The sequence below is a fragment of the Mesorhizobium sp. M1D.F.Ca.ET.043.01.1.1 genome (assembly GCF_003952385.1).
Taxonomy (GTDB): domain Bacteria; phylum Pseudomonadota; class Alphaproteobacteria; order Rhizobiales; family Rhizobiaceae; genus Mesorhizobium.
This window is the reverse complement of record NZ_CP034444.1, coordinates 7,040,892-7,064,842: the sequence shown is the minus strand read 5'-3', so window position 1 is coordinate 7,064,842 and position 23,951 is coordinate 7,040,892. Positions and strand designations below refer to the sequence as shown.

Annotated in this window: 21 protein-coding genes and 2 pseudogenes; 11 read left to right on the top strand and 12 right to left on the bottom strand. The window is 60.9% G+C overall.

The features are described from left to right. Positions 1–15: 15 nt before the first annotated feature. On the bottom strand, positions 16–1,140 hold the full coding sequence (locus tag EJ067_RS34030; protein WP_126089395.1) for a substrate-binding domain-containing protein: 1,125 nt from the start codon (positions 1,138–1,140) through the stop codon (positions 16–18). A 692-nt stretch (positions 1,141–1,832) separates the two neighbouring features. Between EJ067_RS34030 and msuE the strand changes: the two genes are divergently transcribed. The 7 genes from msuE (at position 1,833) to EJ067_RS33995 (ending at position 8,502) form a co-directional block, all read left to right on the top strand. Beyond that, positions 1,833–2,390 (top strand): FMN reductase, encoded by a 558-nt coding sequence (gene msuE / locus EJ067_RS34025; RefSeq protein ID WP_126089858.1) that lies wholly within the window; start codon positions 1,833–1,835, stop codon positions 2,388–2,390. Between the two features lie 174 nt (positions 2,391–2,564). Next, positions 2,565–3,890 carry an LLM class flavin-dependent oxidoreductase gene (locus tag EJ067_RS34020; protein ID WP_126089857.1) on the top strand — a complete coding sequence of 442 codons (1,326 nt, stop codon included), beginning with the start codon at positions 2,565–2,567 and terminating at the stop codon, positions 3,888–3,890. 70 nt (positions 3,891–3,960) lie between these two features. Further along, positions 3,961–4,890 (top strand): TauD/TfdA family dioxygenase, encoded by a 930-nt coding sequence (locus tag EJ067_RS34015; protein ID WP_126089394.1) that lies wholly within the window; start codon positions 3,961–3,963, stop codon positions 4,888–4,890. A 28-nt stretch (positions 4,891–4,918) separates the two neighbouring features. Further along, the gene (locus EJ067_RS34010; protein ID WP_126089393.1) at positions 4,919–6,010 is read left to right on the top strand and encodes an ABC transporter substrate-binding protein; all 1,092 of its coding nucleotides are present in this window, start codon (positions 4,919–4,921) and stop codon (positions 6,008–6,010) included. A gap of 1 nt (position 6,011) precedes the next feature. Further along, positions 6,012–6,854, top strand: coding sequence for an ABC transporter permease (locus EJ067_RS34005; protein ID WP_245468114.1), 843 nt, complete (start codon positions 6,012–6,014; stop codon positions 6,852–6,854). After that, a complete protein-coding gene (locus tag EJ067_RS34000) occupies positions 6,851–7,675 on the top strand; it encodes an ABC transporter permease (protein ID WP_126089392.1) in 825 nt (274 codons plus the stop codon). Before EJ067_RS34005 ends, EJ067_RS34000 begins: the two co-directional genes overlap by 4 nt. Beyond that, entirely contained in the window at positions 7,672–8,502 is an 831-nt protein-coding gene (locus EJ067_RS33995; RefSeq protein ID WP_126089391.1) for an ABC transporter ATP-binding protein, read from the top strand. Before EJ067_RS34000 ends, EJ067_RS33995 begins: the two co-directional genes overlap by 4 nt. Before the next feature lie 162 nt (positions 8,503–8,664). Here EJ067_RS33995 and EJ067_RS33990 read toward each other — a convergent pair whose 3' ends face one another. From EJ067_RS33990 to EJ067_RS33980, 3 genes are read right to left on the bottom strand one after another with little or no spacing between them, the layout of a single operon-like run. Then, on the bottom strand, positions 8,665–9,495 hold the full coding sequence (locus EJ067_RS33990; RefSeq protein ID WP_126089855.1) for an ABC transporter ATP-binding protein: 831 nt from the start codon (positions 9,493–9,495) through the stop codon (positions 8,665–8,667). Next, on the bottom strand, positions 9,495–10,277 hold the full coding sequence (locus tag EJ067_RS33985) for an ABC transporter permease (protein ID WP_126089390.1): 783 nt from the start codon (positions 10,275–10,277) through the stop codon (positions 9,495–9,497). Before EJ067_RS33985 ends, EJ067_RS33990 begins: the two co-directional genes overlap by 1 nt. An 8-nt stretch (positions 10,278–10,285) precedes the next feature. After that, positions 10,286–11,698, bottom strand: a complete 1,413-nt coding sequence (locus EJ067_RS33980) for an ABC transporter substrate-binding protein (protein WP_126089389.1) — start codon at positions 11,696–11,698, stop codon at positions 10,286–10,288. A 333-nt stretch (positions 11,699–12,031) separates the two neighbouring features. Between EJ067_RS33980 and EJ067_RS33975 the strand changes: the two genes are divergently transcribed. Next, the gene (locus EJ067_RS33975; protein ID WP_126089388.1) at positions 12,032–12,877 is read left to right on the top strand and encodes a Crp/Fnr family transcriptional regulator; all 846 of its coding nucleotides are present in this window, start codon (positions 12,032–12,034) and stop codon (positions 12,875–12,877) included. On the opposite strand, the gene EJ067_RS33970 is transcribed toward EJ067_RS33975, so the two are convergent. From EJ067_RS33970 to EJ067_RS33935, 8 genes are all read right to left on the bottom strand, one after another. Then, positions 12,860–13,816 carry a HEAT repeat domain-containing protein gene (locus tag EJ067_RS33970; RefSeq protein ID WP_126089387.1) on the bottom strand — a complete coding sequence of 319 codons (957 nt, stop codon included), beginning with the start codon at positions 13,814–13,816 and terminating at the stop codon, positions 12,860–12,862. The two genes, EJ067_RS33975 and EJ067_RS33970, sit on opposite strands and share 18 nt — an antisense overlap. 1 nt (position 13,817) lies before the next feature. After that, on the bottom strand, positions 13,818–14,051 hold the full coding sequence (locus EJ067_RS33965; RefSeq protein WP_031256548.1) for a ferredoxin family protein: 234 nt from the start codon (positions 14,049–14,051) through the stop codon (positions 13,818–13,820). A gap of 10 nt (positions 14,052–14,061) precedes the next feature. Then, the gene (locus EJ067_RS33960; protein ID WP_126089386.1) at positions 14,062–15,798 is read right to left on the bottom strand and encodes a fumarate reductase/succinate dehydrogenase flavoprotein subunit; all 1,737 of its coding nucleotides are present in this window, start codon (positions 15,796–15,798) and stop codon (positions 14,062–14,064) included. Between the two features lie 9 nt (positions 15,799–15,807). Beyond that, a complete protein-coding gene (locus EJ067_RS33955; protein ID WP_245468113.1) occupies positions 15,808–16,095 on the bottom strand; it encodes a gamma-butyrobetaine hydroxylase-like domain-containing protein in 288 nt (95 codons plus the stop codon). A gap of 417 nt (positions 16,096–16,512) precedes the next feature. Then, positions 16,513–17,340, bottom strand: a complete 828-nt coding sequence (locus EJ067_RS33945) for a hypothetical protein (protein ID WP_126089384.1) — start codon at positions 17,338–17,340, stop codon at positions 16,513–16,515. Then, entirely contained in the window at positions 17,337–18,746 is a 1,410-nt protein-coding gene (locus EJ067_RS33940) for a glycosyltransferase family 1 protein (protein ID WP_126089383.1), read from the bottom strand. The genes EJ067_RS33945 and EJ067_RS33940 overlap by 4 nt, the downstream gene beginning before the upstream one ends. A 591-nt stretch (positions 18,747–19,337) precedes the next feature. Next, a complete protein-coding gene (locus EJ067_RS34870) occupies positions 19,338–20,372 on the bottom strand; it encodes a DUF5666 domain-containing protein (protein WP_189510261.1) in 1,035 nt (344 codons plus the stop codon). After that, on the bottom strand, positions 20,372–21,232 hold the full coding sequence (locus EJ067_RS33935) for a DUF6502 family protein (RefSeq protein ID WP_189510259.1): 861 nt from the start codon (positions 21,230–21,232) through the stop codon (positions 20,372–20,374). The genes EJ067_RS34870 and EJ067_RS33935 overlap by 1 nt, the downstream gene beginning before the upstream one ends. A 446-nt stretch (positions 21,233–21,678) precedes the next feature. Between EJ067_RS33935 and EJ067_RS33930 the strand changes: the two genes are divergently transcribed. The 3 genes and pseudogenes from EJ067_RS33930 to EJ067_RS33920 all read left to right on the top strand — a co-directional run. Then, on the top strand, positions 21,679–22,050 hold the full coding sequence (locus EJ067_RS33930; RefSeq protein ID WP_126089853.1) for a MucR family transcriptional regulator: 372 nt from the start codon (positions 21,679–21,681) through the stop codon (positions 22,048–22,050). Positions 22,051–22,115: 65 nt separating this feature from the next. Then, a pseudogene (locus EJ067_RS35600) lies at positions 22,116–22,429 on the top strand (Crp/Fnr family transcriptional regulator); the annotation flags it as partial. 79 nt (positions 22,430–22,508) lie between these two features. Further along, a pseudogene (locus EJ067_RS33920) lies at positions 22,509–23,794 on the top strand (ISL3 family transposase); the annotation flags it as partial. Positions 23,795–23,951 lie beyond the last annotated feature (157 nt).

Below are 23,951 nucleotides of genomic sequence, written 5' to 3'. Positions count from 1 at the left end.
GCTGCCGGCAGATCCCTACTTTGCCGCCCACTGCTTCTCGTAGAAGGGTCGAAAATCGATATCCCCGACATACGGTCCGCTTGCAGGAGCATTATCCTTGGTCAGCAACTTGGTGTGAACGCCCTCGTCGACGATCGGGGCTCCCGTGAAGAGCCGATTAAGGGCCGAAGCCTGGCAGTAGCCGAGCCACGGCGGGGAGGCCGCAGCCGTCGCCCTTTGGAAGCCGCCCTTACGGATGATGTCAAGGTTCGGCGCGCTAGCGTCGAAGCCGATCGCGAAACCATGATCAGTCAGACCGGCCGCCTGCAGACCCTGGATCATGAAGTAGAGTCCCGCGTCATAGGCGGCCCAAAAGACGTTGTAGTCGGGATGGCGCCGAACCAGGCTCACTGCCTGCTGCGGTACCCGCGTGGTCAGGTCGGTGATGAGGAAATTCTCCGATTCAAGGATCTCGCAGTCGCCACCGGCGGCTTTGCACTCCTCGATGAACTTGTCGGCACCCTTCTGACGCGCGACGGCGATCCCGTATTCGTCACCCCGCATCTGCACTGCCTTCAGGCTGTACCCAGCCTCCTTGTACGCATAGGCGGTCATAAAATAGCCAGCGTTGAACGCTTCCGCCGTTTCATCCTTCGCCATAGGGCAGGACACGTCGATGGTACCGTCCTTGTTCAGCGACTGATAGGCGACAATTTTGATCCCCGCCGCCTTGGCTTGAGCCAGAGGCCCGGCAATCGTGACTGCGTCGATGGCCTGAAGGGCAATACCGTCGGCCTTGATGCTGATCGCCTTCTGCACGGCATCGGCCATCTTGGAAGGATCGCCGGCGCCATCAATTAGTAGCGCCTCCCAACCAAGCTTTTTAGCGGCCTCCTGCAACGCCCTTGCCGGGCCTGCGCATCCCTCGCCGCCCATTGAACAGGGCACGATCACAATCTTCTTATCCTTAGCCGCCGCCGGACCGGCCTTCGGCGGAGTGACCACCTGCGGCGCCGACGCTTTGGATACGACCTCATCAACGCGCTTATTGAACGCGGCAATATCTTCCGCGTGGGCTGCCGCACCCATCATCAGGCACAAAACCGATGTGGCCAGAGCAAATTCACGCGATGCAGCACTCGATATTCGGTTCCGTCTCATGGTTGGTTCCCCTTGTTTGAACACGACCTCTGACGAGGTTTCTTGAGAGGAATATGACCGACCTCGATGGCTGGGTCAATACGTTGTATCCAATAAATCAGAAAAACAGGGTTTTTACCGGAATTAATGCGGGATAGGATACATTTTCAGCGGTAACCCACCGTCATCGGATACATTTGCGCTTGGCTGAGTCCGAACCTGCCGGCGCGCGGCCTGGCCTTTCTCGCAGCGAACGGAGTTACCGATCTCGTGCAGCCCATATTGGACGAGACCGGCAATTTCTCCGGGGTCAGGCGGCGCGTAGCAGAGGCGTTTTGGGCTTGAATATTGGAAGCATGTTCAGTTCTGGCTGTCGGAAAGGCGCCCGCAGCCGGTTGCGAAGTTCGGCGTTGATCTCCGCCGCCCGGACCGCATGTGCCTAGCAATCTGTTCCATTCGAACACTTCAGTTTGTACATCCTACCGATGCCAACCTAGCACCTTCCACCCCCATCGATTTCGAACTGCTCTTGTTTCGAGCCCAGATACGCGATCGCAGTTGACCGGACGCGTCAGTCTGCATCGAATGAACCAATTGCAGCCAATGTTCCGCAAACTCCATCCCTTTGGCGGCTGGTTTTTGAAATCAACTGTCTCTTTGATTTCTATCAAATCTATAGAGTTAGGTGACGTCGCTGATTGAAGGAGCCAGGAATGTCGAAAAAGTTAGCAATAGGGGTTTCGGGCAATCTTACTCGTCCTTCGAAGACCAGGCTATTCGTCGACCAGATAGTCGGGCAGGTTGCCAAGAAGATCGGCGCTGCTTCGACTACTTTCGATGTCGAGGATCTCGGCCCGTCCTTTGCGCAGGCCAGGCGGTTTAGCGACCTTGATCCATCGGCCAGAAACATCGTCGAGCAATTGTCGAGCGCCGCAGTCCTGGTGGTCGGCTCGCCGACGTTCAAAGGCAGCTACACTGGACTGTTCAAGCATTTCTTCGATTTGCTGGATCCATCCTCGCTCAAAGGAAAGCCAATTATCCTTGCGGCGACTGGAGGCGGAGAACGTCATTCCCTCGTCGTGGAACATCAGCTTCGGCCGCTCTTCGGCTTCTTCGAGGCATTGACCATCCCGACAGGCATCTACGCCTCCGACCGGGACTTCGCCGATGGCGTCATCATATCCGAAGCCATCCGCAACCGCACGGAACAAGCAGTAATCGAAGCGTGTCGGCTGGTCGGAGAGACGGGCAACGTCAGTCTGGCCGCCTAGGCATTGTGGGCCGAAAAGGACCGACACCGGCAACTTGTTGGCCGACGCCACCGCCGCCGAAATTCACGCAGATCGTCCACTCCGGTGAAAGCGCCGTGCTCCTCGTGAATTGTCATCGTTGCTGAAAGGAGACTGAAGGTGAGCAAGGTTGGGAAGCTGCGGCTTGGCGCCTTTATGTATCCAGCTGGCCACCATGTGGCGGCATGGCGCCACCCGGAGACCGCCGCGGATGCGACGACCAACCTCAGGCAGCGCATCGCATTTGCCAAGGCGGCAGAACGCGCGAAGTTCGACCTGATCTTCCTGGCGGATGGGGTCGCGGCCCATACGGATGATCTCAAATCCCTCTCCCGGACCGACGAATGGGCCGTCGGCTTCGAGCCTCTGACGCTCCTGTCGGCGCTTGCCGTGGTGACGGAGCGCATCGGCCTGGTGGCAACAGCCTCCACCACATTCAATGAGCCGTTCAACCTGGCCCGAAAATTCGCCTCGCTCGATCAGATCAGCGCCGGCAGGGCCGGCTGGAACCTCGTGACCTCGTCCAATCCGCTCGAATTGGAGAATTTTGGCAATATCAGCCAGTTCGCGCATCAGGACCGCTACGCACGGGCGGAAGAATTCGCTGATGTCGTGCTCGGCCTATGGAACAGCTGGGAGGATGACGCCTTCCTGCGCGACAAGGATAGCGGCCTCTTCTTCGACCGGGAGAAACTGCATATCCTGGGTCACCGCGGACGGCATTTCCGGGTGCGCGGACCGCTGACGGTCTCGCGCTCGCCGCAGGGTCACCCGGTCGTCGTCCAGGCCGGCTCGTCCGAGGCGGGCAAGGAGTTGGCGGCCCGCACCGCGGAGGTCGTCTTCACCGCCCAGCGGACGCTCCCGGAGGCGCAGAGCTTCTATGCCGACCTCAAGGGACGGCTTGAGAAGTATGGCCGCCATCCCGATGATTTGAAGATTATGCCGGGCGTCTTTCCAGTGGTCGGGCGAAGCGAAGCCGAGGCCCGCGAAAAATTCGCGCAGATCCAGTCGCTGATCCATCCTGACGTCGGGCTGGAGCTGCTGTCGAACCTCTCCGGTGGTATCGATCTTTCCGCCTATCCGCTCGACGGGCCGCTGCCGGACCTGAGCGAGACCGAGCGGGGCAAGAGCCGCCAGCAATTGATCATCGATCTTGCCCGGCGAGAAAATCTCACCATCCGTCAGCTCTACGAGACTATCGCCGGGGCGCGCGGCCATTGGCAGCTCGTCGGGACGGCCGAGACCATCGCGAACGAACTCGAAGAGCGCTTTAACAAGGGCGGCGCCGACGGCTTCAACATCATGCCGCCGACCGTGCCGGGCGGGCTCGACGATTTCATTGAGTTGGTCATCCCGGAGCTGCGCCGCCGCGGCCTGTTCCGCACCGAATATGAGGGCTGCACCCTTCGCGAGAACCTCGGCCTGAAGCACCCCGGTCATCGGGCCCCTCACCGCGAGCCCGGCAGCCAGGCGGCCGAATAACCGAAGTCCCCCGTCAACCAACCGGCAAGGGCCGAGCCACGCCGGCGGCCCAACCAAGGAGCAGTCCCTCATGACCACATCAACCCAACCTCGCCCTACCTTATCCGCGCTGACGATCAAACCGGTCGCTGCTCGGATTGGCGCCGAGATCGCCGACATCAAGCTTTCGGGCGACCTTTCCGACGAGGCGATAGCAGCCATCAATGCAGCGCTTCTGCAGCATAAGGTGATCTTCTTTCGCGACCAGGATCAGCTCACCGATACCGAGCAGGAGCGTTTTTCCAAGCGCCTCGGCAATCTTGTTCCACATCCAACCGAGCATGTACGCAATGGCACGACCTCGATCCTTGAACTTGACTCGTCGCGCGGTGGCCGCGCCGATGCCTGGCACACAGACGTTACCTTCGTCGATGCCTATCCCAAAATCTCGATCCTGCGCGGTGTGACTATTCCCGAGGTCGGCGGTGATACGGTTTGGTCCAACACAGTGGCCGCCTACGACAGCCTGCCACCGGCACTCAAGGCGACCGCCGAACAGCTGTGGGCAACCCACAGCAATGCCTATGACTATGCCGCACAGCGCCCGCATGCGAGCGAGGCCGATCGCCGCCACTATGAAGAGGTCTTTGCTTCCACCGTCTACGAGACCGACCATCCCGTGGTGCGCGTCCATCCGGAAACCGGCGAGCGCTCGCTCATACTTGGCTCCTTCGTGCAGCGTTTCGTCGGCTATTCCAAGGGCGATTCCGAGCAGCTCTACGCCCTCCTCCAGTCTCATGTCCTGCGCATCGAAAACACGGTGCGCTGGCGCTGGCGAGCGAACGACGTCGCCATTTGGGACAACCGTGCCACCCAGCATTACGCCGTCAACGACTATGGCGACAGCGCCCGTGTCGTGCGCCGCACCACTCTCGACGGCGACGTACCGGTGAGCGTCGATGGCCGCCACAGCGTCACCCGTAAGAAGCTAGTTCGCGACGCCGTCACCCGCGCCGCCTGACCCTCCCCTCCAGCCAGGATCCTCACTCATGAAATTCGCGCATATCGCAGCCCTGATCGGCGGCCTTCTCGCCACCGGTCCCGCGTCGGCCGAGACCCTCATCCGCATCGGTTATCCCGGAACTGGCATCGACGACCGGCCTTATGCCTATGGCGACTATGTCGCCGTGGCCAATGTGCAGAAGCTTGTCGAGGCCGAGTTCAAGGACGTGCCCGACACAAAGATCACATGGACGTTCTTCCGCGGCGCCGGCCCGGCTCTCAACGAGTCGCTCGCCGCCGGCCAACTTGATTTCGCTGCCGGCCTCGGTGATCTGCCTTCGATCGTCGGCCGCTCGCGCGGCCTGCAGACGAAGTATCTGGCCTCGGCCGGGAGTCATGATGCGCTTTATCTCGCCGTACCCCCGGATTCGCAGCTCAAGACGGTGGAGGACCTGAAGGGCCATAAGGTGGCGCAGTTCCGCGGCACCAATTTGCAGATCGCCACCGACCGCGTCCTCGAAAAGCATGGCCTCGCCGAAAAAGATATCCGCTTCGTCAGTCTCGACTCGAATTCCGCCACGGCCGCGCTCATCTCGGGCAATGTCGAGGCTTCCTTCGGCGGCTCGGAATATCTGGACCTCGCCAAACGCGGCGCGGTCAAGATCATCTACTCGACCAAGAACGACGACCCGACCCTCGGGCGCAACTCGGGGCTCCTCGTCACCGCGGAGTTCGAGAAGGCCCACCCAGAGTTCACCGCCAAGGTCGTGCGCGCCTTCGTCAAGGGCGCGCGCTTCGGCTCGGATGAGGCTAATCGCCAGGCAGTCTTCGAGCTCTGGTCGAAAGCAGGCCTGCCGGTCGAAAGCTTCGAGGCCGATTTTAAAGACGAGCGCCTGGCCCACCGCCTGTCGCCTGTCGTCGATGACTTCATTGTCGCGCGCTACAAAGATCAGGCCGCGCGCGCCAAAGCCTACGGCCTGATCAAGAAGGACGTCGACATCGACAGCTGGTTCGAGACCAAGTACCTCAAGCAGGCCCTGGTAGACCTGAAGCTCGAGAACTACTGGTCCACCTTCGACGCGAAAGGCCAGAAAGCGAGCGAGGGCGAAGTCGAACACACCAAAGCGGCGAGCAACTAAGATGGGCGCCGGCCACCGCGCGGCCCAGACTGGCGATGGGGACAGCACCGCCGGCTTTGCTCCCAATCGGGGCAGCATGCTCCCGGCTGCCGGCATCCTGGTTCTTGGTCTGGTGGTGCCGTTGGGCCTTTTGACGGCCTGGACGGTGGCAGCTCTCCTAGGCCAATTGCCGGAGCAGATCCTGCCGCCGCCCTGGGTCGTGTTCGACACTTTGTTGGATGGCATTCAGGACGGCTCGCTGCTTTCCAGCACGGTCACCAGCCTTGAGCGCGTTGCGGAGGGATTTGCTGCGGGTGCGCTGGCGGGCCTGGTGTTCGGCACCGCGGTTGGCCTGTCAAAGACCCTTCGCGACTTCGTCGATCCGCTGTTCCTGGCCCTCAGCCAGGTCCCGACCCTCGGCTGGATGCCGATCATCATCCTGATAGTCGGGATCGACGAAGGCCTGAAGATCCTCGTCATCGGCTGGTCAGCCTTCATTCCAGTCGTACTGAACACCTGCCAAGGCGTGCGCGACGTTCCGGAAGCCTATGTGGAGCTTGGCCGCGTCCTTTCGTTCAGCCGCTGGTCGAAACTTACGATGATCGTGCTGCCTTCCGCTGTGCCGTCAATCTTCACCGGGCTGCGCGAAGGCCTTGCAAACGGCTGGCAGACCCTGGTTGCGGTAGAGCTCATCGCATCGTTCGAAGGACTCGGATACCTGATGGCCTATGGCCGTCAGCTCTTTCAATTGGAACTCGTTCTTTCGGCCATGATCGTCGTCGGCCTCATAGGATTGGTGATCCATGGCCTGCTCACGCTTGCCGAAAACCATCTGCAACGCTGGCGTCCGGAGACCCCACGATGAGCCTGATCACGATTATGGGTCTGGAGCGGCTGTCGCACGGCGTTCCTATCGCCCCGCCGCCCTTCCGCTTTATCGGCCGACATCTGCGACCGCTTGCCTTACCGATTACGCTGCTCGCGATTTGGGAGTTGCTCGCGCACGCCGGCCTCGCTGACACGCGTTTTGTGCCGCCGCTCGAAGCGGTGGTGGCCCGTGGCATTGCAGAGTTTGGCGACGGCGGCCTTGGCTTCAATCTACTGGCGAGCCTGGAGCGCGACCTGATTGGTTTCGCCTGTGGCAGTGTGGTCGGGATCACGCTTGGCTTGGCGATCGGGTTTTCCCGCATCATTGAACGCCTGCTCGGGCCGGTGCTGCTGGTACACCGTCAGATCGCCCTGTTCGCTTGGGTTCCCCTCATCTCGATGTGGTTCGGCGGCGGCGAGGCCGGCAAGGTCGTCTTCATCGCGCTCGCGGCGTTTCAGCCGGCCCTGATCAACACCTGGCAGGGAGTGTCCGGCATTCCGCGGAGCTATCGCGAGCTTGCCGACGTCCTGACCTTCGGCTGGTTCGACTTTGCCTGGCTCATCGCCATCCCGGGTGCGCTGCCGCAAATCTTCACGGGCCTGCATTCGGCGCTGATTTACGCCTGGACCGCTACGGTGGGCGCCGAGCTTCTGCTGAACATCGCACCCGGCCTCGGCGGGCGCATGAACGAGGGCCAGCACCTGTTCCACATGGATCTACTGTTGCTGTGCATTCTGCTGCTCGGTGGCGTCGGCGTGGTCTTCAATGTCGTCGCCGGCGCCCTGGAGCATCGCCTTTTGCGCTGGAGGATCCCATGAGCGACCCTGTCGGCACGTCCGAACGGGGACGTGGCCAAAGCCACGCTTTGGAGATTGCTGACGTCAGCAAGAGGTTCAGGGTCGCCGGCCGGCAGGTCCAGGCCCTGTCGCATGTCCATCTTGCAGTCGGCGAGGGCGAGTTCGTCAGCATCGTGGGATCGTCGGGGTGCGGCAAATCCACTTTGCTGCGGCTGGTCCTCGGCCTCGACACTGATTATGACGGCGAGATCCGGGTCGATGGACAGAGGGTGGAACGGCCGGGTCTCGATCGCTCGATCGTTTTTCAGGAGCACAGGCTTTTGCCCTGGCTCAATGTCGAGGCCAATGTGGCTGCGGCGCTGCGCCAAAGCGGGTTGGCCGCGGCTGAGCGGGGCCAACTGGTTCGCGACCATCTGCATCTCGTCGGCCTCGAGCAATTTGCCAAAGCCTATCCTGCCCAATTGTCCGGCGGCATGGCGCAGCGTGTGGCGATCGCCCGGGCGCTTGTCACCAAGCCGCGCTTTCTGCTGCTCGACGAGCCCTTCGGGGCCCTCGACGCTCTGACCCGGCTGCGCCTGCAGGACGAACTTCAAAGAATCGTCCGGAACGAGGGCACGACCGCCGTGCTCGTCACGCACGACGTCGATGAAGCAGTCTACCTTGGAGATCGGATCGTCGTCATGCATCCCCATCCCGGGCGGATCGCCACGATCCTACCCGTCACCGACGCAGTCTCCCGCGACCGCTCCGATCCGAATTTCATTGGCCTTCGCGACGAGGTGTTGTCCCGCCTCGGCGTGTCGCGAACCGGAAACGATGCAGCCGCCGAAGTTCGCCGCAGCGCCTGACCGCCGCACCCCTCAAAGCGGCTCTCACCCTCGCTGAACAGGGAGAGTCGCAGTCCTGGCCAGCAACTGCCCTTGTTCGTTCCGTCCCAAGCCGGAGGCCATGAATTCCCGAGTCCATGAACCGTTGAAGGGTGGGGCTGCCGAGAGTCCCTCGACGCTCACTCACAAGCCCAAGGGAGAAAGCCGGGGCAAAGTATCCTCTCGCCTGTCGCTGTGAAGAAGTTGCAGGCAATGCTGTTTCAGGCGCATGAAGTCGCCCGAGGCGATGATCTCGGTCATGCGCGGTCTCTCGAAAGGTACGGTGATTTCCTCTCGGATCCGGCCGGGCTGCGCCTGCATGACGATGATCCTGTCGGCGAGAAGCAGGGCTTCGTCGATATCATGGGTGACAAACAGAATTGTTTTGCGGAATTGCTCCCAGATATCGAGCAGCAATTCCTGCATCCGCAGCCGCGTCAGGGCATCGAGCGCCCCGAAGGGCTCGTCCATCAGCAGGAGCCGTGGCTGGTTGATGAGAACACGCGCGATCTCGACGCGTTGCTGCATGCCGCCGGACAGCTGACCCGGATAGCGCCCTGCAAAGCCGTTCAGACCGACGAGATCGAGCATTTTCTCTGCCTCGAGACGCCGCTGCCCGCGCTTGACGCCGCGCATTTTTAGGCCAAAAGCGACGTTGTCTCGCGCATTCTTCCACGGAAAAAGCGTGTGGTGCTGGAAAACGATACCGCGTTCCGGATGGGGATTTTTTACGGGCTCTCCATCGACGGAAACGATGCCGGCAGCTGGCTTGATATGTCCCGCCAAGGCCCCGAGGAGGGTTGATTTCCCGCAGCCGGATGGCCCCAGAAGACAGACGAATTCGCCGGGAGAGACTACGAAGCTTGCATCACTGACGACTTCGGACGCACAGCTGCCCTGACCGAGCCGGATCGAAACATGACTGGCCTCGATACGGCCCGTTGCCGCGCGAAAGCTGCGCTGATGGGCGGTCATCATTTGCTGTCTTTCGTGTGCCATGGGAGAAGCGCGGCCCCTGCCGCTCGCAAGAGGGCGCTGCTTCCCATTCCGAATAGCCCGATCAGGATCATGCCGACGATGATTTCAGGATAGTTTTGCAGGGTATAGGATTCCCAAGTGTAGTAACCGATCCCGAACTGGCCGGAGATCATCTCGGCGGTGATGAGACAAAACCAGGCCGTGCCCATTCCGATGGCAAGGCCCGTGACGATGTTCGGCGCCGCGCCTGGAACAATGACTTCCAACAGCATCGCGGTCCGGGTACTCCCCAGGCTGCGCGCGGAGGCGATCAGCCTTGGATCGACACTTTCAACGCCATGGACAGTGTTGAGCAAGATGGGAAACAATGCGCCCATGAAGGTGATGAAAATCATCGAGAGTTCCGAGGACGAAAACATCAGAACAGCAAGCGGAATCCAGGCGACGGCCGGGATCGGCCGCAGCAGCTCGAGCGGGGCTTGCAGGAAGTCCCCGAGCCACCGTGAGCGACCGATGATGAGGCCGAGGCCGATACCGATCACAGCGGCGATGCCATAGCCCGCCAGGACCCGCTCCAGGCTGCTCGAAACATCGGCAAGGAACTTGGGCGAGCGCAGGAAATCCAACGCCGCCGACATGACATCCACGGGCAACGGCACATTCTGGAACGTGACAATGCCGAGGTTCAGTCTAATGCTCGATGCGATCTGCCAGAGGATGAGGCAGATGGCGAGCGATCCGGCCCGGCGCGACCAACGCCCTAGATGGAAACTCGTCATGGCCAGCCTCAATTGCTGGCTATTACTGAGTCCTTGGCGGCGGCGAAATCCAGCACCTTGCCACCGTGATCCCTAGCCCATTTCTCGGCGTTTTCCTTCAGCAGGAAGGCGCTGACTTCGCCGCCGTCGGCACGCACGAACCAGGCCTGATTGCCGAGCAGCTTGATGCCGCTTTCACGGTCCTGCGCATAAAACACCCTGATCGGCTTCCCCTCACCTTCAATCGCCTTAAGCGCTCTGAATGCGTTCTGTGGCGACGCATAGTGTCGGACGAGCGGCTCACCTTGGACCCAGATCTCGGCAACGCGCTTGGGTTCGCTGATTACTTCACCGGTGGCAGCATCCTTGGCGTTCAAAGGCAACTGGGCATAGTTCTTGAGCGCGGCATCATAGTCGAGCCCAGACGCCTTGAACGCGGCTTTTATGAAGCGGTCATCGACAAAGCTGTTCACGTCGAGTGACTGGTCGGTCTTTTTCAGCAGCCTCAAGGTGTCGATCGCAGTGGCGACAGCCTGGCGGTATTCCGGCTTCCATGTGAGGTCACGAGTCTGAAGCCCGAGCGGTCCATGGAAAAGGTAGTCGACCTCGGTTTCGACACCCGTCACCTTGGCAATCAGCTCACTGTATTTCTCCGGCTCCTTTGCGATGAGCCGATCGGCCTCGATTGAGGCGCGGAGATAGGCAACAACGATCTCGGGATATTTTTCAGCATAGTTGGCATCGACCAGGGCTCCGTGGAAAGTGGGGGTCTTTGCCTGCGATCCGTCATAGATCTTGCGGGCGAAGCCGCGCCAGGGGAACAGTTCGGCAAATGGGACAAAATCTGCATGCGCCTCGATCTGTTTTGCCTGCAGGGCCGCGCCGGCAACTTCGGGCGCCTGGGTGATGATCTTCACGTCGCTTTCGGAATCCCGGCCCTGAGCCTTGACAGCCCGCAGCAGCATGCCGTGCGAGGTCGATGCGAATGGAACGGAGATCGTCTTGCCCTTGAGCTCGGAAATTGACTGGATGGGCGAAGCGGTCGGCACCACAATGCCGTTGCCGCTGCCGTTCACGCTGCCGGACAGCACTGTGATGAACAAGCTCTTTCTTCCAGCCTTGATATGGGCGAGACCGTTGAACGAGCCGGGGAAATCCGCCATCACGCCGAAATCAAGCTTCCCGGCGATCTGCTCATTGGTGATCGGCGCGCCGCTTGTGAAATTCTTCCACTGAATGTCATAGGTGACGTCTTTATACTTGCCGTCGTGCGGCAGGTATTTGTCGAGCAGCTTCAACTCACGGATCAGCAATCCGCCGGTGGCGGTATTGATGGTGGTGTCCTGCGTACCGATGGCGACGCGGATGGTTTCGGCATCCGCGCTATGAGCGAATCCGGCCGCCATAAGCGCAACGGCAGCCAACTTTGTGCGAATATGCATGATCCTACCTCGTGATTTGATGTGCCGCCATTCGGTCGCTACTTGCTGACCCGGGGCGATTGCCAATCGATGTCACCCAAAGCTATGTGACGGCCACCGGAAGGCATAAGCAATTACTTGCACGGGTTCGGCCCGGGGTTCGATCGCTGGAGCCCGGTCGGCTCCGCCGTCGATCTAAAATTATTCTTTATGATCAAGTGCTTATGCAGGGTCGCCCTGGCGCGGAGAGGATAAGAAAATCTAAGTCAACCATGAAAGGCGCAATTATATTCCTTTTTCGTCTATAGAAATTATATACTTTCTTCGCGTGAATGAACGCCGAAGGAGCCGGATATGGGCCTCGAAATGCTTTCAACCGATTTCGAAGCTAAGCGTAGGCAGCATGAGCCGGCTCCCGAATTGCCGCAGCAGGTCGTTCTTCCCGGCGATCGGGCGCTGTTTCTCAGCGAAAGCGCGGAAGGGCTCGACGACGGCGCGCATTTTCTCGATTCCCTAACATCAGACGAGTGGGCGAAACTTAGGATGCATGGCCGACGTCTCGCTTTTGCGACCGGTCAGGCGATCTTCACCCAAGGCGACAGGCACGGTGGCATTTTCATCATCGAAAGTGGCAAGGTTCACGTCTTCTACACGGCACCGTCAGGACGCCAAATCACCCTCGCCTACTGGACAGCGGGACATTTCATTGGTGGTCCCGAGATGACCGGCGGCGGGATCCATATCTGGTCCGCAGAAGCATTGAGTGATTGCCGGATGCTGTTCATCCCGGCCACTGCGTTGAAGAAGCTCGTCGTTGAGCTTCCGAATTTCGCGCTCTGCCTTCTGCAGGGGCTTGCAGCGAAGGGCAGATGCTATTCGGCGATGGCTCAAATGCTCGGCACGCGTTCGGTAATCGAACGTCTGGCGCAGTTCCTGATGAATCTCGGTAAACTGCATGGCGTGCGCGATGGGCGGGCAATCGTCATCAATGCCAAGGTGACGCACGACCAGATTGCGGCCATGGTCGGCTCGACACGCCAATGGGTGACGATGATGATGAAGCGCTTCCAAAAGGAAGGGCTGGTAACGGTGACGCCGCGCCACATCCGTATCGAACGTCCTCACGCGCTGATGGAAATGGTTTCCAAGCGCGCGGCGGGTGAGGCCGCTTTTCGACTTCCACTAACCGAGCCGCGTTAGCGCCCAGCGAACGGTCTTGCGTACGTCCGGATCGGCGTCGCCGACCTGTGCCGTGAGAGCATCCCGCGACGACGGATCGGCGATTTCACCGAGCGCTGCCGCAGCCTCCTTGCGGACCGAGGCCATATCGCTCGTCAACAGCGCGGAAATCTGCCATACGGCTGATTGTGCCTTGAGCTTGCCGAGCGCATTCAGGCATTTTTGCCGAACCTGCCAGTATTCGTCGCGAAGGCTGGCGGTCAGTCCGTCGGCGGCTGAGGTCTGGCCGATACGGCCGAGCGATTCGGCCGCCGCGGCCCGCACCTGCCAGTTCTCATCGTCCAGGGCCACAGTAACCGCGGCCGCCGCCGCAGGCTGGTTCGTGAACGACAAGGCGTTGACTGCAACGGACCGAACGATGGCATCGGCATCGCGCGTCGCGGCGATTAGGGACGGCAAAGTCTCTTCCAGCTTGAGATAGCCGACGACGCCGAGCGCTTGGGCGCGCACATTGGCATCTGCGTCCCGCATGGCCGCCAGAGCGGGGCCGAGCGCCCCACGCGAACGCAAGGCTTTCAGCCCGCGAAAACCCGCAGCCCGGACGAAGGCGCTTGCATGAGTGACGAGCGGCATAATCGGTTCAGCCGCCGCCGGATCCTTCAGTTCAGCTAGGCTGTCGGCTGCCGCGCAGGCCACCGTCAAATCTTGATCCGCCGCCAGACGTGCAAGTCCCGCTGCCGCCTCAACGGCATCGAACTCAGGCAGTGCGATCGCCACCTGCAAACGCACTGTCGCGTCGGGGTCGGCAACCGCGGTGAGGAGATGCGGCAGTACATCAGAGCTCGCGGCCTCCGTAAGATCGATCACCGCAAGCCGTCGCACGGCCGCGTCGGCATCGTTCAGACGCTCGGCGATTTCGTCGATATCACCAAAATCTTCGAAGGGATCGAATGCAGTCATGTCAGCGCAAAAGATAGGGGATGTTGACGGTTACAGCGCCGGTCGGGCAATCCTTCTCGCACGGCATGCAGTACCAGCACTCGTCGAATTTCATATAGGCTTTGCCAGTGAGATCGCTGATGCGCAGGACATCCAGCGGGCAGACATCGACGCAAACCGTGCAGCCCTTGTCGGCGATGCATTTTGCCTCGTCCACGACGACGGGAACGGTTGTGGGTGAAAGCGCAAGCGGCATGTTTTCCTCGTCAGGCGTGATTGGAAACGCGCAGCCGGTCATAGGCTGTCCGCTCCTCGTTCTCGATCGGAACGATGTAGGGCTGAATGGCCCGCTTCTCAGAAACCATTTGGCCGTCGGACTTGCGGACGAGTGTATGGCAGAACCAGTTGGCGTCGTCCCTTTGCGGATAGTCAATGCGGTTGTGATAGAGCCCCCAGCGGCTTTCCGTGCGGAAGAGCGAGGCATGGGCCGCCATCTCGGCGCAGTCGAGAATGGACGACGCTTCGAGCGAACGCATCAGTTCATGCGCGTCACGGGCGATAACGGCGCTTTCGAGATCATCCCTGACCTCCGCGAGCCGCGCCTGGCCGATGCGCATCCTGGCCGTCACCTTGGGCGGCTGCAGATAGTCGTTGACCAGCCGCCTGGTCTTGTATTCTAGCTGGTTGGGCGGGATGCCGTCTTCACGCCGCGTCGGTGCCAACACGCGTTTGCGCTCCGCCTTGACGAACTCGCTGTCGAAATCCGGAAGGTTGGTTTCCAGCGCGACTTCGGCAGCATGCTCGCCGGCGACGGCTCCGTTGGTGAAGGCGCCGAGCAGATAGTTGTGGGGCACGCTCGCCATGTCGCCCGCAGCGTAGAGGCCCGGCACCGTGGTCCGGGCGAATTCATCGACGAAAACGCCCGACGCGCTGTGACCCGAACAGAAGCCGATTTCGGAAATTTGCATTTCGATCATCTTCTCGCGGTAATCGGTGCCCCGCGCCTGATGGAACCTGCCGCGCGACGGGCGCTCGACCTTGTGCAGGATCTCTTCGATCTCGCCGACTGTGTCGGCATGAAGGTGGTTGAGCTTCAGGAACACCGGCCCCTTGCCGGATTGTAGTTCGTTGTAGAATTCCTGCATCATCTGTCCCGACCAGTAGTCGCTTTCGATGAAGCGATTACCCTCACTGTTGGCGGTATAGGCTCCGAACGGACCGGCAACGTAAGCGCAAGCCGGGCCGTTATAGTCTTTGATCAGCGGATTGATCTGATAGCATTCGAGATTCGCGAGCGCGGCGCCCGCATGATAGGCCATGGCATAACCGTCCCCGGAATTGGTCGGATTCTCATAGGTTCCGAAGAGATAGCCGGAATGCGGCAATCCGAGCCGGCCCGCCGCGCCCATGCACAGGATCACGGTCTTGGCACGCAGCACGAGGAATTCAGCCGTGCGCGTGTTCACAGCAGTGGCGCCCGCGATCCTGCCGTCGCTCGCGGTCAACAGGCGCGTTGCCATGAAGCGGTTGGAGACCAATATCCTTTCACGCTTGATCTGCCGATAGAGCGCCTTCTTGACGGTATCGCCATTCGGCATCGGCAGCACATAGGTTCCGAGATGGTGGACCTTCTTCAGGTCGAAATCGCCATTGGCGTTCTTCTGGAAACGGATGCCGAAACGGTCAAGCTCCTGGATGATGTCATAGCAGCGCGAGGCATATTTGAAGACCGGCGCCTGATCGACGATACCGTCATTGGCGATGGTGATCTCCTTGGTGTATTGCTCGGGCGTCGCATATCCCGGGACGACGGCGTTGTTCAGCCCGTCCATGCCCATGCAGATAGCTCCCGAACGCTTCACATTGGCCTTTTCGAGCAGAACGACATTCAGAGCGGGATTTTTCTGCTTCGCCTTGAGCGCCGCCATCGGTCCGGCCGTGCCGCCGCCGATCACCAGCACATCGCAGGTGACTTCCGACAGCCTTTCGACAAAATTATCCATTCTCGTTCCTCACGCCGCAGAATCGGCGATTTCGCGCAAATAGCTCCAGGGATAGATGCCCCGGTCGTGACCGTCGGAGAAAACCAGACGTATGGCATAGGAACCGATCGCCTCTGCGCTCGTCACGGTAACGGTCTCGAACGAATGTTCGTTACCCTCGATGTGCGCCCGCACCTGCTGTGCCGCCCGGCTGCGCGCCCGCAGCATGGCAGCCGGGATGCACGAGACCTTACCGTCATCCCATGTAACGGAGAGAAGGCTGCGCGCGGCAATGACCTTGAGCTCACGAGGTTTCACGGGGTTCCCTGATGGTTCGCCCCATCTTAGGCACCAGCGGAATATGAACACGCAATAAATTGCCTCCGCCCAGCTGCTATTGAAACCGCGATAAGTCCTGTTTGCCGCATTGCATTTGAGGGACTTCGGACCGACAGCCTCGGAGACCGGTGACTTCTCTGGGGTCAGGCGTGCCGATCAGGGCGAATAGCCCGAAGACGTGATCACTCGCGCCGCCTGTATCGATATGGCCTCCCGCGTCCCGCCGGCCTCGATGATCGAAGCGCGGATGCGGTTCTCGTCGATAACAAGGATGGTCAACAAACCGGCGGACAAGCGCCTATTGTGCCGGCGGGCCGGAATTGTGCAATGCGGTGGTCGATCGGAGGCGAACTCGGCCCACGTTTTCAGATCATCGAGGGTCGTCGGCCCTGGACCTCACCAAAAGCCAACAAGCGACCTTAGCATTGCTTTCGCGCCGACCGCCTCCCGGCACGACCTGCGAAACCCGGTCCGCCCCGTTGCTTCAAGCACGTCGTCATCGATGCCGCGCAGGATCGCGCGCGCGTTGCGCCACCCGATCCGGGCAAGTGCGGAAGCCAACTCCGCACGCACCGGGTCGAACGGAGGCCGATCGATTGGCGAGCTTTCAGTCAGGTCAATGTCATTGCTGGCGCCGAGCGCATAATGCGGAAGCTCCACGGTATGACCAATGTCGAATCGCGGCGAGCGGTCCAGGAAATGAGAAAGCATGTGCAGAGACAGGGCTGGCGACGATACGAGGTTCTCGTAGCAGACGAAATGGACAGGAACGCCACTTCGCACCAACGCATCCATGGCAAAGTAAAATTGGTTCCAGTAGTCGGATGGTGTCTTAAACCGGTATTCCATACTGCCAGGTCGCGTAAAATCCTGCCTGACCTCGAACGGTCCGCGGAGGAAGGAACCCAGGCTTTTCTTCGGCCTGAAAATGGTGTCGTTCCTTGCCAGCCGGTACCAGGAGAGAATTTGGCTGACCGGATCCTTGCTCATCACGACAATCGGCAGGTCGCCATACAGCAGATCGCGCCCGTTCATCAGGGCCGGGAAAATCCCGTGCTTCCAGAACCCCTGATCGAAGACGACTGGCACCTTCAGATAGCGTTCGATCAGATATTTGGCGAGATTTGTACCGGATCTCGGGGTGCCCATGACACGAACGCCGACGGTGTGTTGGCCAAAGCGCGTCGGGGAACCGATGGACGCTGAAACATTCATGATGGTCACGGTTCCACCCGCCGAAAAGCCGGCTGCTCGGCCGGCAGTTCGCCCGCTCGCGAAACCGTCCGCGTCGCTGGGTGCTCCGGTTGACGGATCATGGGTGCTGGATCGCTAGTATCGAACGCGGCGACATGGCCAACTATTGTCGTGAAAAAATCCCGCTCGCGGATCGGGCGATAACGCGACGCGATCGTCTCACGCAATTCGGCGAGCCAGCCCGGATCGGAACAGGCTTTGGCGACGGCGGCGCACCAGGCTTCGACATCGTGCGCGGGAAGCGTCGGCATCAACCCTTGCGTTGCCTCGGTCAGCGACGGGGCGTCGGAGATCAGAACCGGCAGGCCAAAATCGAGGCACTCGGCGGCCCCCAGGCCCCAGCCTTCCACTGCGGACGGATAGACGCTGAATTCGGCCTCCCGATAGAGTTCCGCCAGCTGCCGGTCGCTGAGATTGGAGCGAAACTGAACATGGTCGCGAAGCTGAGGATTGGCCTTCATGAAGGCCACCAGCTCATCATACATCCACCCCCAACGGCCGCAGAAAACCAGCGTCGGCAGCCGGTCGCCCAGCAAAGGCAGAAGCCGATGCCATACCTTGAGCAGCAGAATGTGGTTCTTCCTGATCTCGATCGTCGAGCAATAAAGAACGAACTTCCGGCCTTGGTTTTGTCTCTCGGGGCGCATCCGTCCGTCTGCGACGCCTTCCTTGAGAAAGGCGCCGGGCGAAGCGACCGCCACTTCCGGAATCCGAGCGGGATTGGAAGCTCTCGCATGGCATCTCACCCTGTCGGCCGTGTAGTTCGACACGCAGACGAGCAGGTCGGAATTTTCCACTTGCCACGCCGTGTTGCGGACGAAGCCCCTCGCATGATGAGGCCCGACGAAGTGCGGGAAGTCGATCGGGATGAGATCGTGCATGATGGTGAAGATGCCGCAGCTGGTTTTTCCCGCGAGCTTCTTGGCGGCAATCTCATGTACGCTTGCGCTCGACAGGAAGCATACGGCGTTGTCGTCCTTCAGCGGGTCCTTCGTCTCGGTCCTCCTCGCGCGCAGGCATGATTTCATCATCTTGAACAGTCGAATGGCTGTCTTGGAGAGCTGGAACTTGATCCCGCGCCGCTTTTCCGAGCCCGAGACGAAGATCGCCGCCACGCGGTCGAACTCGCGTCCGAAATCGAAGGGCGCATCGCGCATGATCGACAGCACCTTCCCGAGGCGGGCCAGATACGGCCTGTCCTCTCCGCCGACGGCTTGCGGCAGCTCACCCTCGACCAGCCGCTTCAGGTAGCGAAGCTCCGCTTCGCCCAGCATTCGGCCCCGCCCCTGCGCGTCGACGATGAAGAAGCCGACCGGCGAGGCGCGCCATCGAAGCGCCTGGCGGACAAGTGCCGTCTCGACGCGCGGTATGCCCACGGGCGGATGAGGTCCCCATCGAAAAGGTAAGCTCGCGTCGATGTACAGTTTCTTCAATGGATTACCTTCAAGTCTATTTTGCCCGCAAGCCGGATGACAAAAGCCAGCCGCAGCTCACCGTTGCGAACTCGGCGAGACCCGCACCTGATCTTTGGACCGGTCAGACAATCAATTTCTGATGGCTTGAGCAAATACGTGGGAAAATTACCCACGTCAAGAGTTTGCATGAAAACGCCGGCCCGCCTCTCATCCAATGAAGCTTGACATGTGGGTAATTTTCCCACAATATCATTCAAGCCGTTTCGACCGGGCCTGCCGCGCGCAGACCCGGACTGAATTTCAGCGGATCACCTGCCCCCCGCATGATCCGCGGAAAAGCAGCCGTACCGAAAAAAGCTCGAACCACCCACCCCGGTACAAGAGCCCGTGCGACTGCGCCGGCCGGTTCTGTCCCCTCGCAAAAGACAGACCGGCCGGATCCCACGCCATCCCGAGACAGCGGTGATTTCGAGAACCCGGCGCCGCAAAACACTCAACATTGCCGCCGGGCAAGGTCCCGGCGATCCTTTGCCCCTCGGCCTATCCTGGCCCTTAAGGCGAGCCTGGACCCCCTGGGCCGCCCGGTCCGCCGGGACCACCAGGCCCGCCGGGTCCATTGGGGGCGCCGTTCGGCGGACCCGGCGGCTGACCGGGCATGCCAGGCTGGCCTGGCGAGTGCGGGCCGACATTCGACTGACGTGAGGCCGATACGATATTGCCCGACCGGTCGAATCCGACCGCAAGGAACGCGCGCACCACTGCCGTCGATTTCGAATCGTCGCCTTCGACGGAAACGCCCAGACCCGATTCCAGCCGACGTCCCTGACGCCGCAGGAAGGTCTCGTAGAGCACGCTCGCGACATCGGCCTGCGGAACCGGTGTCTCCGCCTCGATGCGCACCACCTTATAGCCGCCGGTGGCCTTGGCCAGGGTCAGCTCGACGCGGCGGTTCGCAAGCTGCGATGATCGCGGCCCGATATTAAGCCGCCCCACCAGCAGTGACCCCGACTTCACGACCGCCAGGCCGCGAACCAGGTAACGTGTCTCGGATGGCCTGGCCTCTATCAGGCTCGCGACGATTTTCCCGTCCGGCCGGCGAATACCTTGGACGGCCACGATATCGCCCTTCCTGACCGGCGGCATCGCTGCAACGCCGCCGGTATCCACGCTCTGTCCCAGAACCAGGATCGAGCCGCGACTTGTGCGCTCGACGGGTCCGACGACCTCGCTGGTGACATGGATTTGCCCCGTGACGACGCGATCCGCATCCTGTGTCACCGCCACGCGCACGACTTGTCCTACCTTGAGGCTGCTCGCGGTGGCGGTGACGCCGTCTATCCAAACGGGCACTTCCGGACCGTACGCGACCCGCACATCGTTGACGAAGATGCTGCCGAAGCGCTGTATGGTTCCCACGATGCCGGTGCCGCCGATGCCGTGATCGTCCCCGGTTCCCGCCGTCCAGCCGGTGCCGCCGATACCCCGGTCGCCCGACGTGTCCGTCGCCCTCGCGAAAGCACTGAACAGCGCCGCCGGAAAGGCGGCGCCGAGCGCCAGGAAATTCCGCCTCGTCAACCTCCATTCCATTAGGCGTCTCCGCCGGCAGGCTTGGAAGAGTCTTCGCCGGCGAACGATGCGCCGTCGGAGGTGAGGATGTAGGCGCCGCAATTCCATCGGCTAGTCCCGCCGGGATCGCTTTTCACCGCTTGGTTCGCATGCCTGTTGAGGTGGAGCAGCGTCTCGACCATGACCTTGCGGCTATAGGCTTCGAGCGACCTGGCAAGGTCTTCCGAGAGACCGTCATAGTGGACGGCTCGCTCGATGAAAGGCGGTTTGTCGGCGAGGATGTTTGCGACGGCAGCGGCGGCATGGTCCTGAAGATTGCGGGCAAAGTAATAGAGCCTGACCTCGCAGTCGTCGCGCGGCGCCATTGCCGATTCCATCAGGACGATGCGATCCTCTTCATCGGTCTCCACGAGCTTGCGATCGAGCCAGTCGTCGAGAACCGCCCTCGGCCGCAGATCGCGCGTCACCGACTCCACCAGACCCGCGAACGACGCCTCGCCGGTCTCGGCCATTCGCGGCAAGGGCAATGGCGCGCCCCTGGCGTCGGTGAACATCGGATCGGCAAGCCAGCGCGCAACGATCGCGCTTGTCCTTGAAACTGAGTCGGGTATGACCCTGACCGGGGCGCCGGCGCCGCGCAGACGGCTGACCTCCTTGCGATGGACGCCCGTCAGCAGGCTTACCCTGCTGTCCGTCTGCGGCTTGTCGGGCAGCGTGAACTCGTGCTCCGCCACGTTGACGTAGATCTGCCGCAACAGGTCGACGAAGGTGGGAAACGTCACCCCGCACTTGATCGCCAGTCGCACCAACGGGCGAAGCACCCGGTTCAACGCGCTCTGGACGCCCGCGGCATCCAGATATTGTTCCGCCGATTTGCTCATCGCCGTCCTTCACCCGTCAATCAATTCACCCATGCCCCGAAAATTTGCCGAAAATAGCCCGTGGGAAATGCTTCCACAATAGATGGGCCAGCAATGCAGCCTGTCCACCCGCTATCCCGAATTCGCAGGGATTGCGTTCATATCCCGTCGCCGGCTCCCGGTTTCGCAAGTCGACGTCGCCCTCCGGTTGACACGTGTGAAATTTTCCCACAATATTTTGTGGCGAGGCAGAATCTCGCATCGATCACCGCCAGGGCTTGACCGGCAAGAGGAGAGCGCTTTTGAAAAGGCCTTATGCGAAGCCGGCCATAACCAGGGCGTTGGATGGGTTCGACCGGCCAGCGGGCAATGTTGACCGGGTCGACCTTGCACATCGCAACGGGAAGAACCTTTCAGGCGCGGATAGCGTTGTCTCGGGCAAGGACGGCGTCGATTCAGCCGTCTCCCTGACTGCAAGCGTCGTATCCGCCTATATTGCGAACAACCCGTTGCCCGCGGCCGAACTCCCGGAATTCATAGGTAAGATATATGCCTCGATCAAACTCATCTCGATCGGATCGCTCGATGTTCAGCCCCACGAGATCAAGGGCGTCGCCCGGGCGAAAAAATCCGTCACGCCCGAATTCATCATCTGCCTCGAAGACGGCAAGCGCTTCAAATCGCTGAAGCGGCACATCAAGGCTCAGTACGGCCTTACGCCGGATCAGTATCGAGCGAAATGGAACCTGCCGTCCAACTACCCCATGGTGGCGCCGAACTATTCGGCAACCCGCTCGAACCTGGCCAAATCCATGGGTCTCGGCCGAAAGATAAAATAGGCTCCGGAACGACTGCGACGCTACGGGCGTTGCTGGCGGGCGACGGGAACACCTATAGCTGTTCCATCGTGCGCGAAGACATTCACACGGGCAGGCGTCCCGGTGCTCTGCGCTTCATGCGAGGCGCGGCGTCGCGGTATATGCGGCGCGCTCAACTCCGAACAGCTTGCCGCCCTTGCCAGGTCGACGAAACGGCACAAGGCGGAGGCCGGCAAGGAACTGATGGGTGATTTCCGGAGCGTCGAGCGCTTCTCGAATGCGCTTTCGGGTGTCGTGAAGTTGACCGGCCGCCAGCAGATTGTCGGCTTGCAGTTCGCGCCCGACTTTCCTGGGCCGGCCGTTCCAGGCCGAGAGCACGCTGACCGCCGAGGCACGTTCAACGCGTGCTCGCGATCCCAAGCAGGCGATGCGACAAACGGCAGCTTCAGTTTCTCACCAGACCCGAGATTGCCAGACACTTGGGTCATGCGACCGGAGGATGACCCGCCGAGCGGTTGATGCGCCGTTTCGGCATGCCGATGAGTGACGATACAATTCTGCGTCATCTGAAACGCGGCGCTGCTGGTTTAGCGCCACCGGCCAAGGTCATTGGCCTCGATGATTGGAGTTGGCGCAAGTCGTGGCGCTACGGAACGATCATTGTCGATCTTGAGCGTCGGGCTGTCGTCGACATTCTGGAAGACCGGAGTGTCGAAAGCGCCGCAAACTGGTTGCGAAAGAACCCTTCCATCGGAGTCGTGAGCCGAGACCGTTGCGGGCTCTACGCGCAGGCGGTTCGCGAGGGCGCTCCACAGGCGATCCAAGTCGCTGACCGGTTCCATCTTGTGCAGAACTTTCGTTTGGCGGTCGAGGAGCAGATGAACTTGTCAGGGCGCTCAAACGGGAGGTCCATTCTGTCTGAGAAGGAAAACGTCGATGCTGCAGCGCATCGGCGTCATGCTGGTATCGCCCATCGACAATCCCGAGACGAAGTGTTCGCGACCATCCACGCGCTTCGAGACGAAGGGCTGACATATTGCGAGATCGAGCGGCGAACCGGTTACAAACGGCGTACCGTGTCGAAATGGCTTAATTCGAGACACCACCGGATCGGCGCAGACGGTCGTTCAACCCAACATCGCCCTGGTACTTCGAGCAGTTCTTGGCTCAATGCTGGAAGGACGGAAATCGGTGCGGACGCCACCTGTTCCATGATGTCAAGCTCCGAGGATACACCGGCAGCCGTTCGAACCTGGAGCGGCTGCTCGGAGCGTGGCGCCGGGCCGACGATCCGACAGCCAATATCCCAACGGCAACATCCATCAGCCTCGGCCCAGTGAGGGACCCGGATACTGGTCATGCGATCTCACCCGTGGTGGCTGCGGCACTCTGCATTAAGCCCCGAGAGCGGCTGAGTGATCAACAGGCGCGAAAGGTCGATGCCTTGAAGCGGGGATCGCACCCATTTGCCACCATGCGCAGCCTGGCGATGCGCTTCAATGGAATCTTGCGTGGGGGGCTGCCTGAACCGCTTGAGGCCTGGATTGACGACGCGATCGGTTCTGATCTTGTTCCCATCATGCGCTTCGCACGCGTCCTCCGCCGCGATATCGACGCCGTCTACGCGGCAATTGAGCTGCCATGGAGCAATGGCCAGGCCGAGGGCCAGATCAATCGCCTGAAGACACTCAAGCGAGCGATGTACGGACGTGCTGGCGCCGAATTGCTTCGGGCAAGAATGCTGCCACTTCGCCACGCACTTTGAGGCAGAGCCCCTTTAAGTACAGCGCGACAGCCGCAGTGCCTACGCTTTGTAAAAGTCATGGCGGATCCCAGCGCTGATGCCACGGTCCGCGGCAAGGCATTTCGGGCAGCTGCAGAGGCGCATGTGGCACGCACGAAACAGTGTCAAGCTGGCGATG

Coding starts and splice junctions, on each gene's coding strand:
- EJ067_RS33990 (WP_126089855.1), bottom strand. CDS start 9,495: ATGACCGCCCATCAGCGCAGCTTTCGCGCGGCAACGGGCCGTATCGAG.
- EJ067_RS33980 (WP_126089389.1), bottom strand. CDS start 11,698: ATGCATATTCGCACAAAGTTGGCTGCCGTTGCGCTTATGGCGGCCGGA.
- EJ067_RS33970 (WP_126089387.1), bottom strand. CDS start 13,816: ATGACTGCATTCGATCCCTTCGAAGATTTTGGTGATATCGACGAAATC.
- EJ067_RS33985 (WP_126089390.1), bottom strand. CDS start 10,277: ATGACGAGTTTCCATCTAGGGCGTTGGTCGCGCCGGGCCGGATCGCTC.
- EJ067_RS34030 (WP_126089395.1), bottom strand. CDS start 1,140: ATGAGACGGAACCGAATATCGAGTGCTGCATCGCGTGAATTTGCTCTG.
- EJ067_RS34005 (WP_245468114.1), top strand. CDS start 6,012: ATGGGCGCCGGCCACCGCGCGGCCCAGACTGGCGATGGGGACAGCACC.
- EJ067_RS33960 (WP_126089386.1), bottom strand. CDS start 15,798: ATGGATAATTTTGTCGAAAGGCTGTCGGAAGTCACCTGCGATGTGCTG.
- EJ067_RS34870 (WP_189510261.1), bottom strand. CDS start 20,372: ATGGAATGGAGGTTGACGAGGCGGAATTTCCTGGCGCTCGGCGCCGCC.
- EJ067_RS33995 (WP_126089391.1), top strand. CDS start 7,672: ATGAGCGACCCTGTCGGCACGTCCGAACGGGGACGTGGCCAAAGCCAC.
- EJ067_RS34015 (WP_126089394.1), top strand. CDS start 3,961: ATGACCACATCAACCCAACCTCGCCCTACCTTATCCGCGCTGACGATC.
- EJ067_RS33965 (WP_031256548.1), bottom strand. CDS start 14,051: ATGCCGCTTGCGCTTTCACCCACAACCGTTCCCGTCGTCGTGGACGAG.
- msuE (WP_126089858.1), top strand. CDS start 1,833: ATGTCGAAAAAGTTAGCAATAGGGGTTTCGGGCAATCTTACTCGTCCT.
- EJ067_RS34000 (WP_126089392.1), top strand. CDS start 6,851: ATGAGCCTGATCACGATTATGGGTCTGGAGCGGCTGTCGCACGGCGTT.
- EJ067_RS34020 (WP_126089857.1), top strand. CDS start 2,565: ATGTATCCAGCTGGCCACCATGTGGCGGCATGGCGCCACCCGGAGACC.
- EJ067_RS34010 (WP_126089393.1), top strand. CDS start 4,919: ATGAAATTCGCGCATATCGCAGCCCTGATCGGCGGCCTTCTCGCCACC.
- EJ067_RS33935 (WP_189510259.1), bottom strand. CDS start 21,232: ATGAGCAAATCGGCGGAACAATATCTGGATGCCGCGGGCGTCCAGAGC.
- EJ067_RS33975 (WP_126089388.1), top strand. CDS start 12,032: ATGGGCCTCGAAATGCTTTCAACCGATTTCGAAGCTAAGCGTAGGCAG.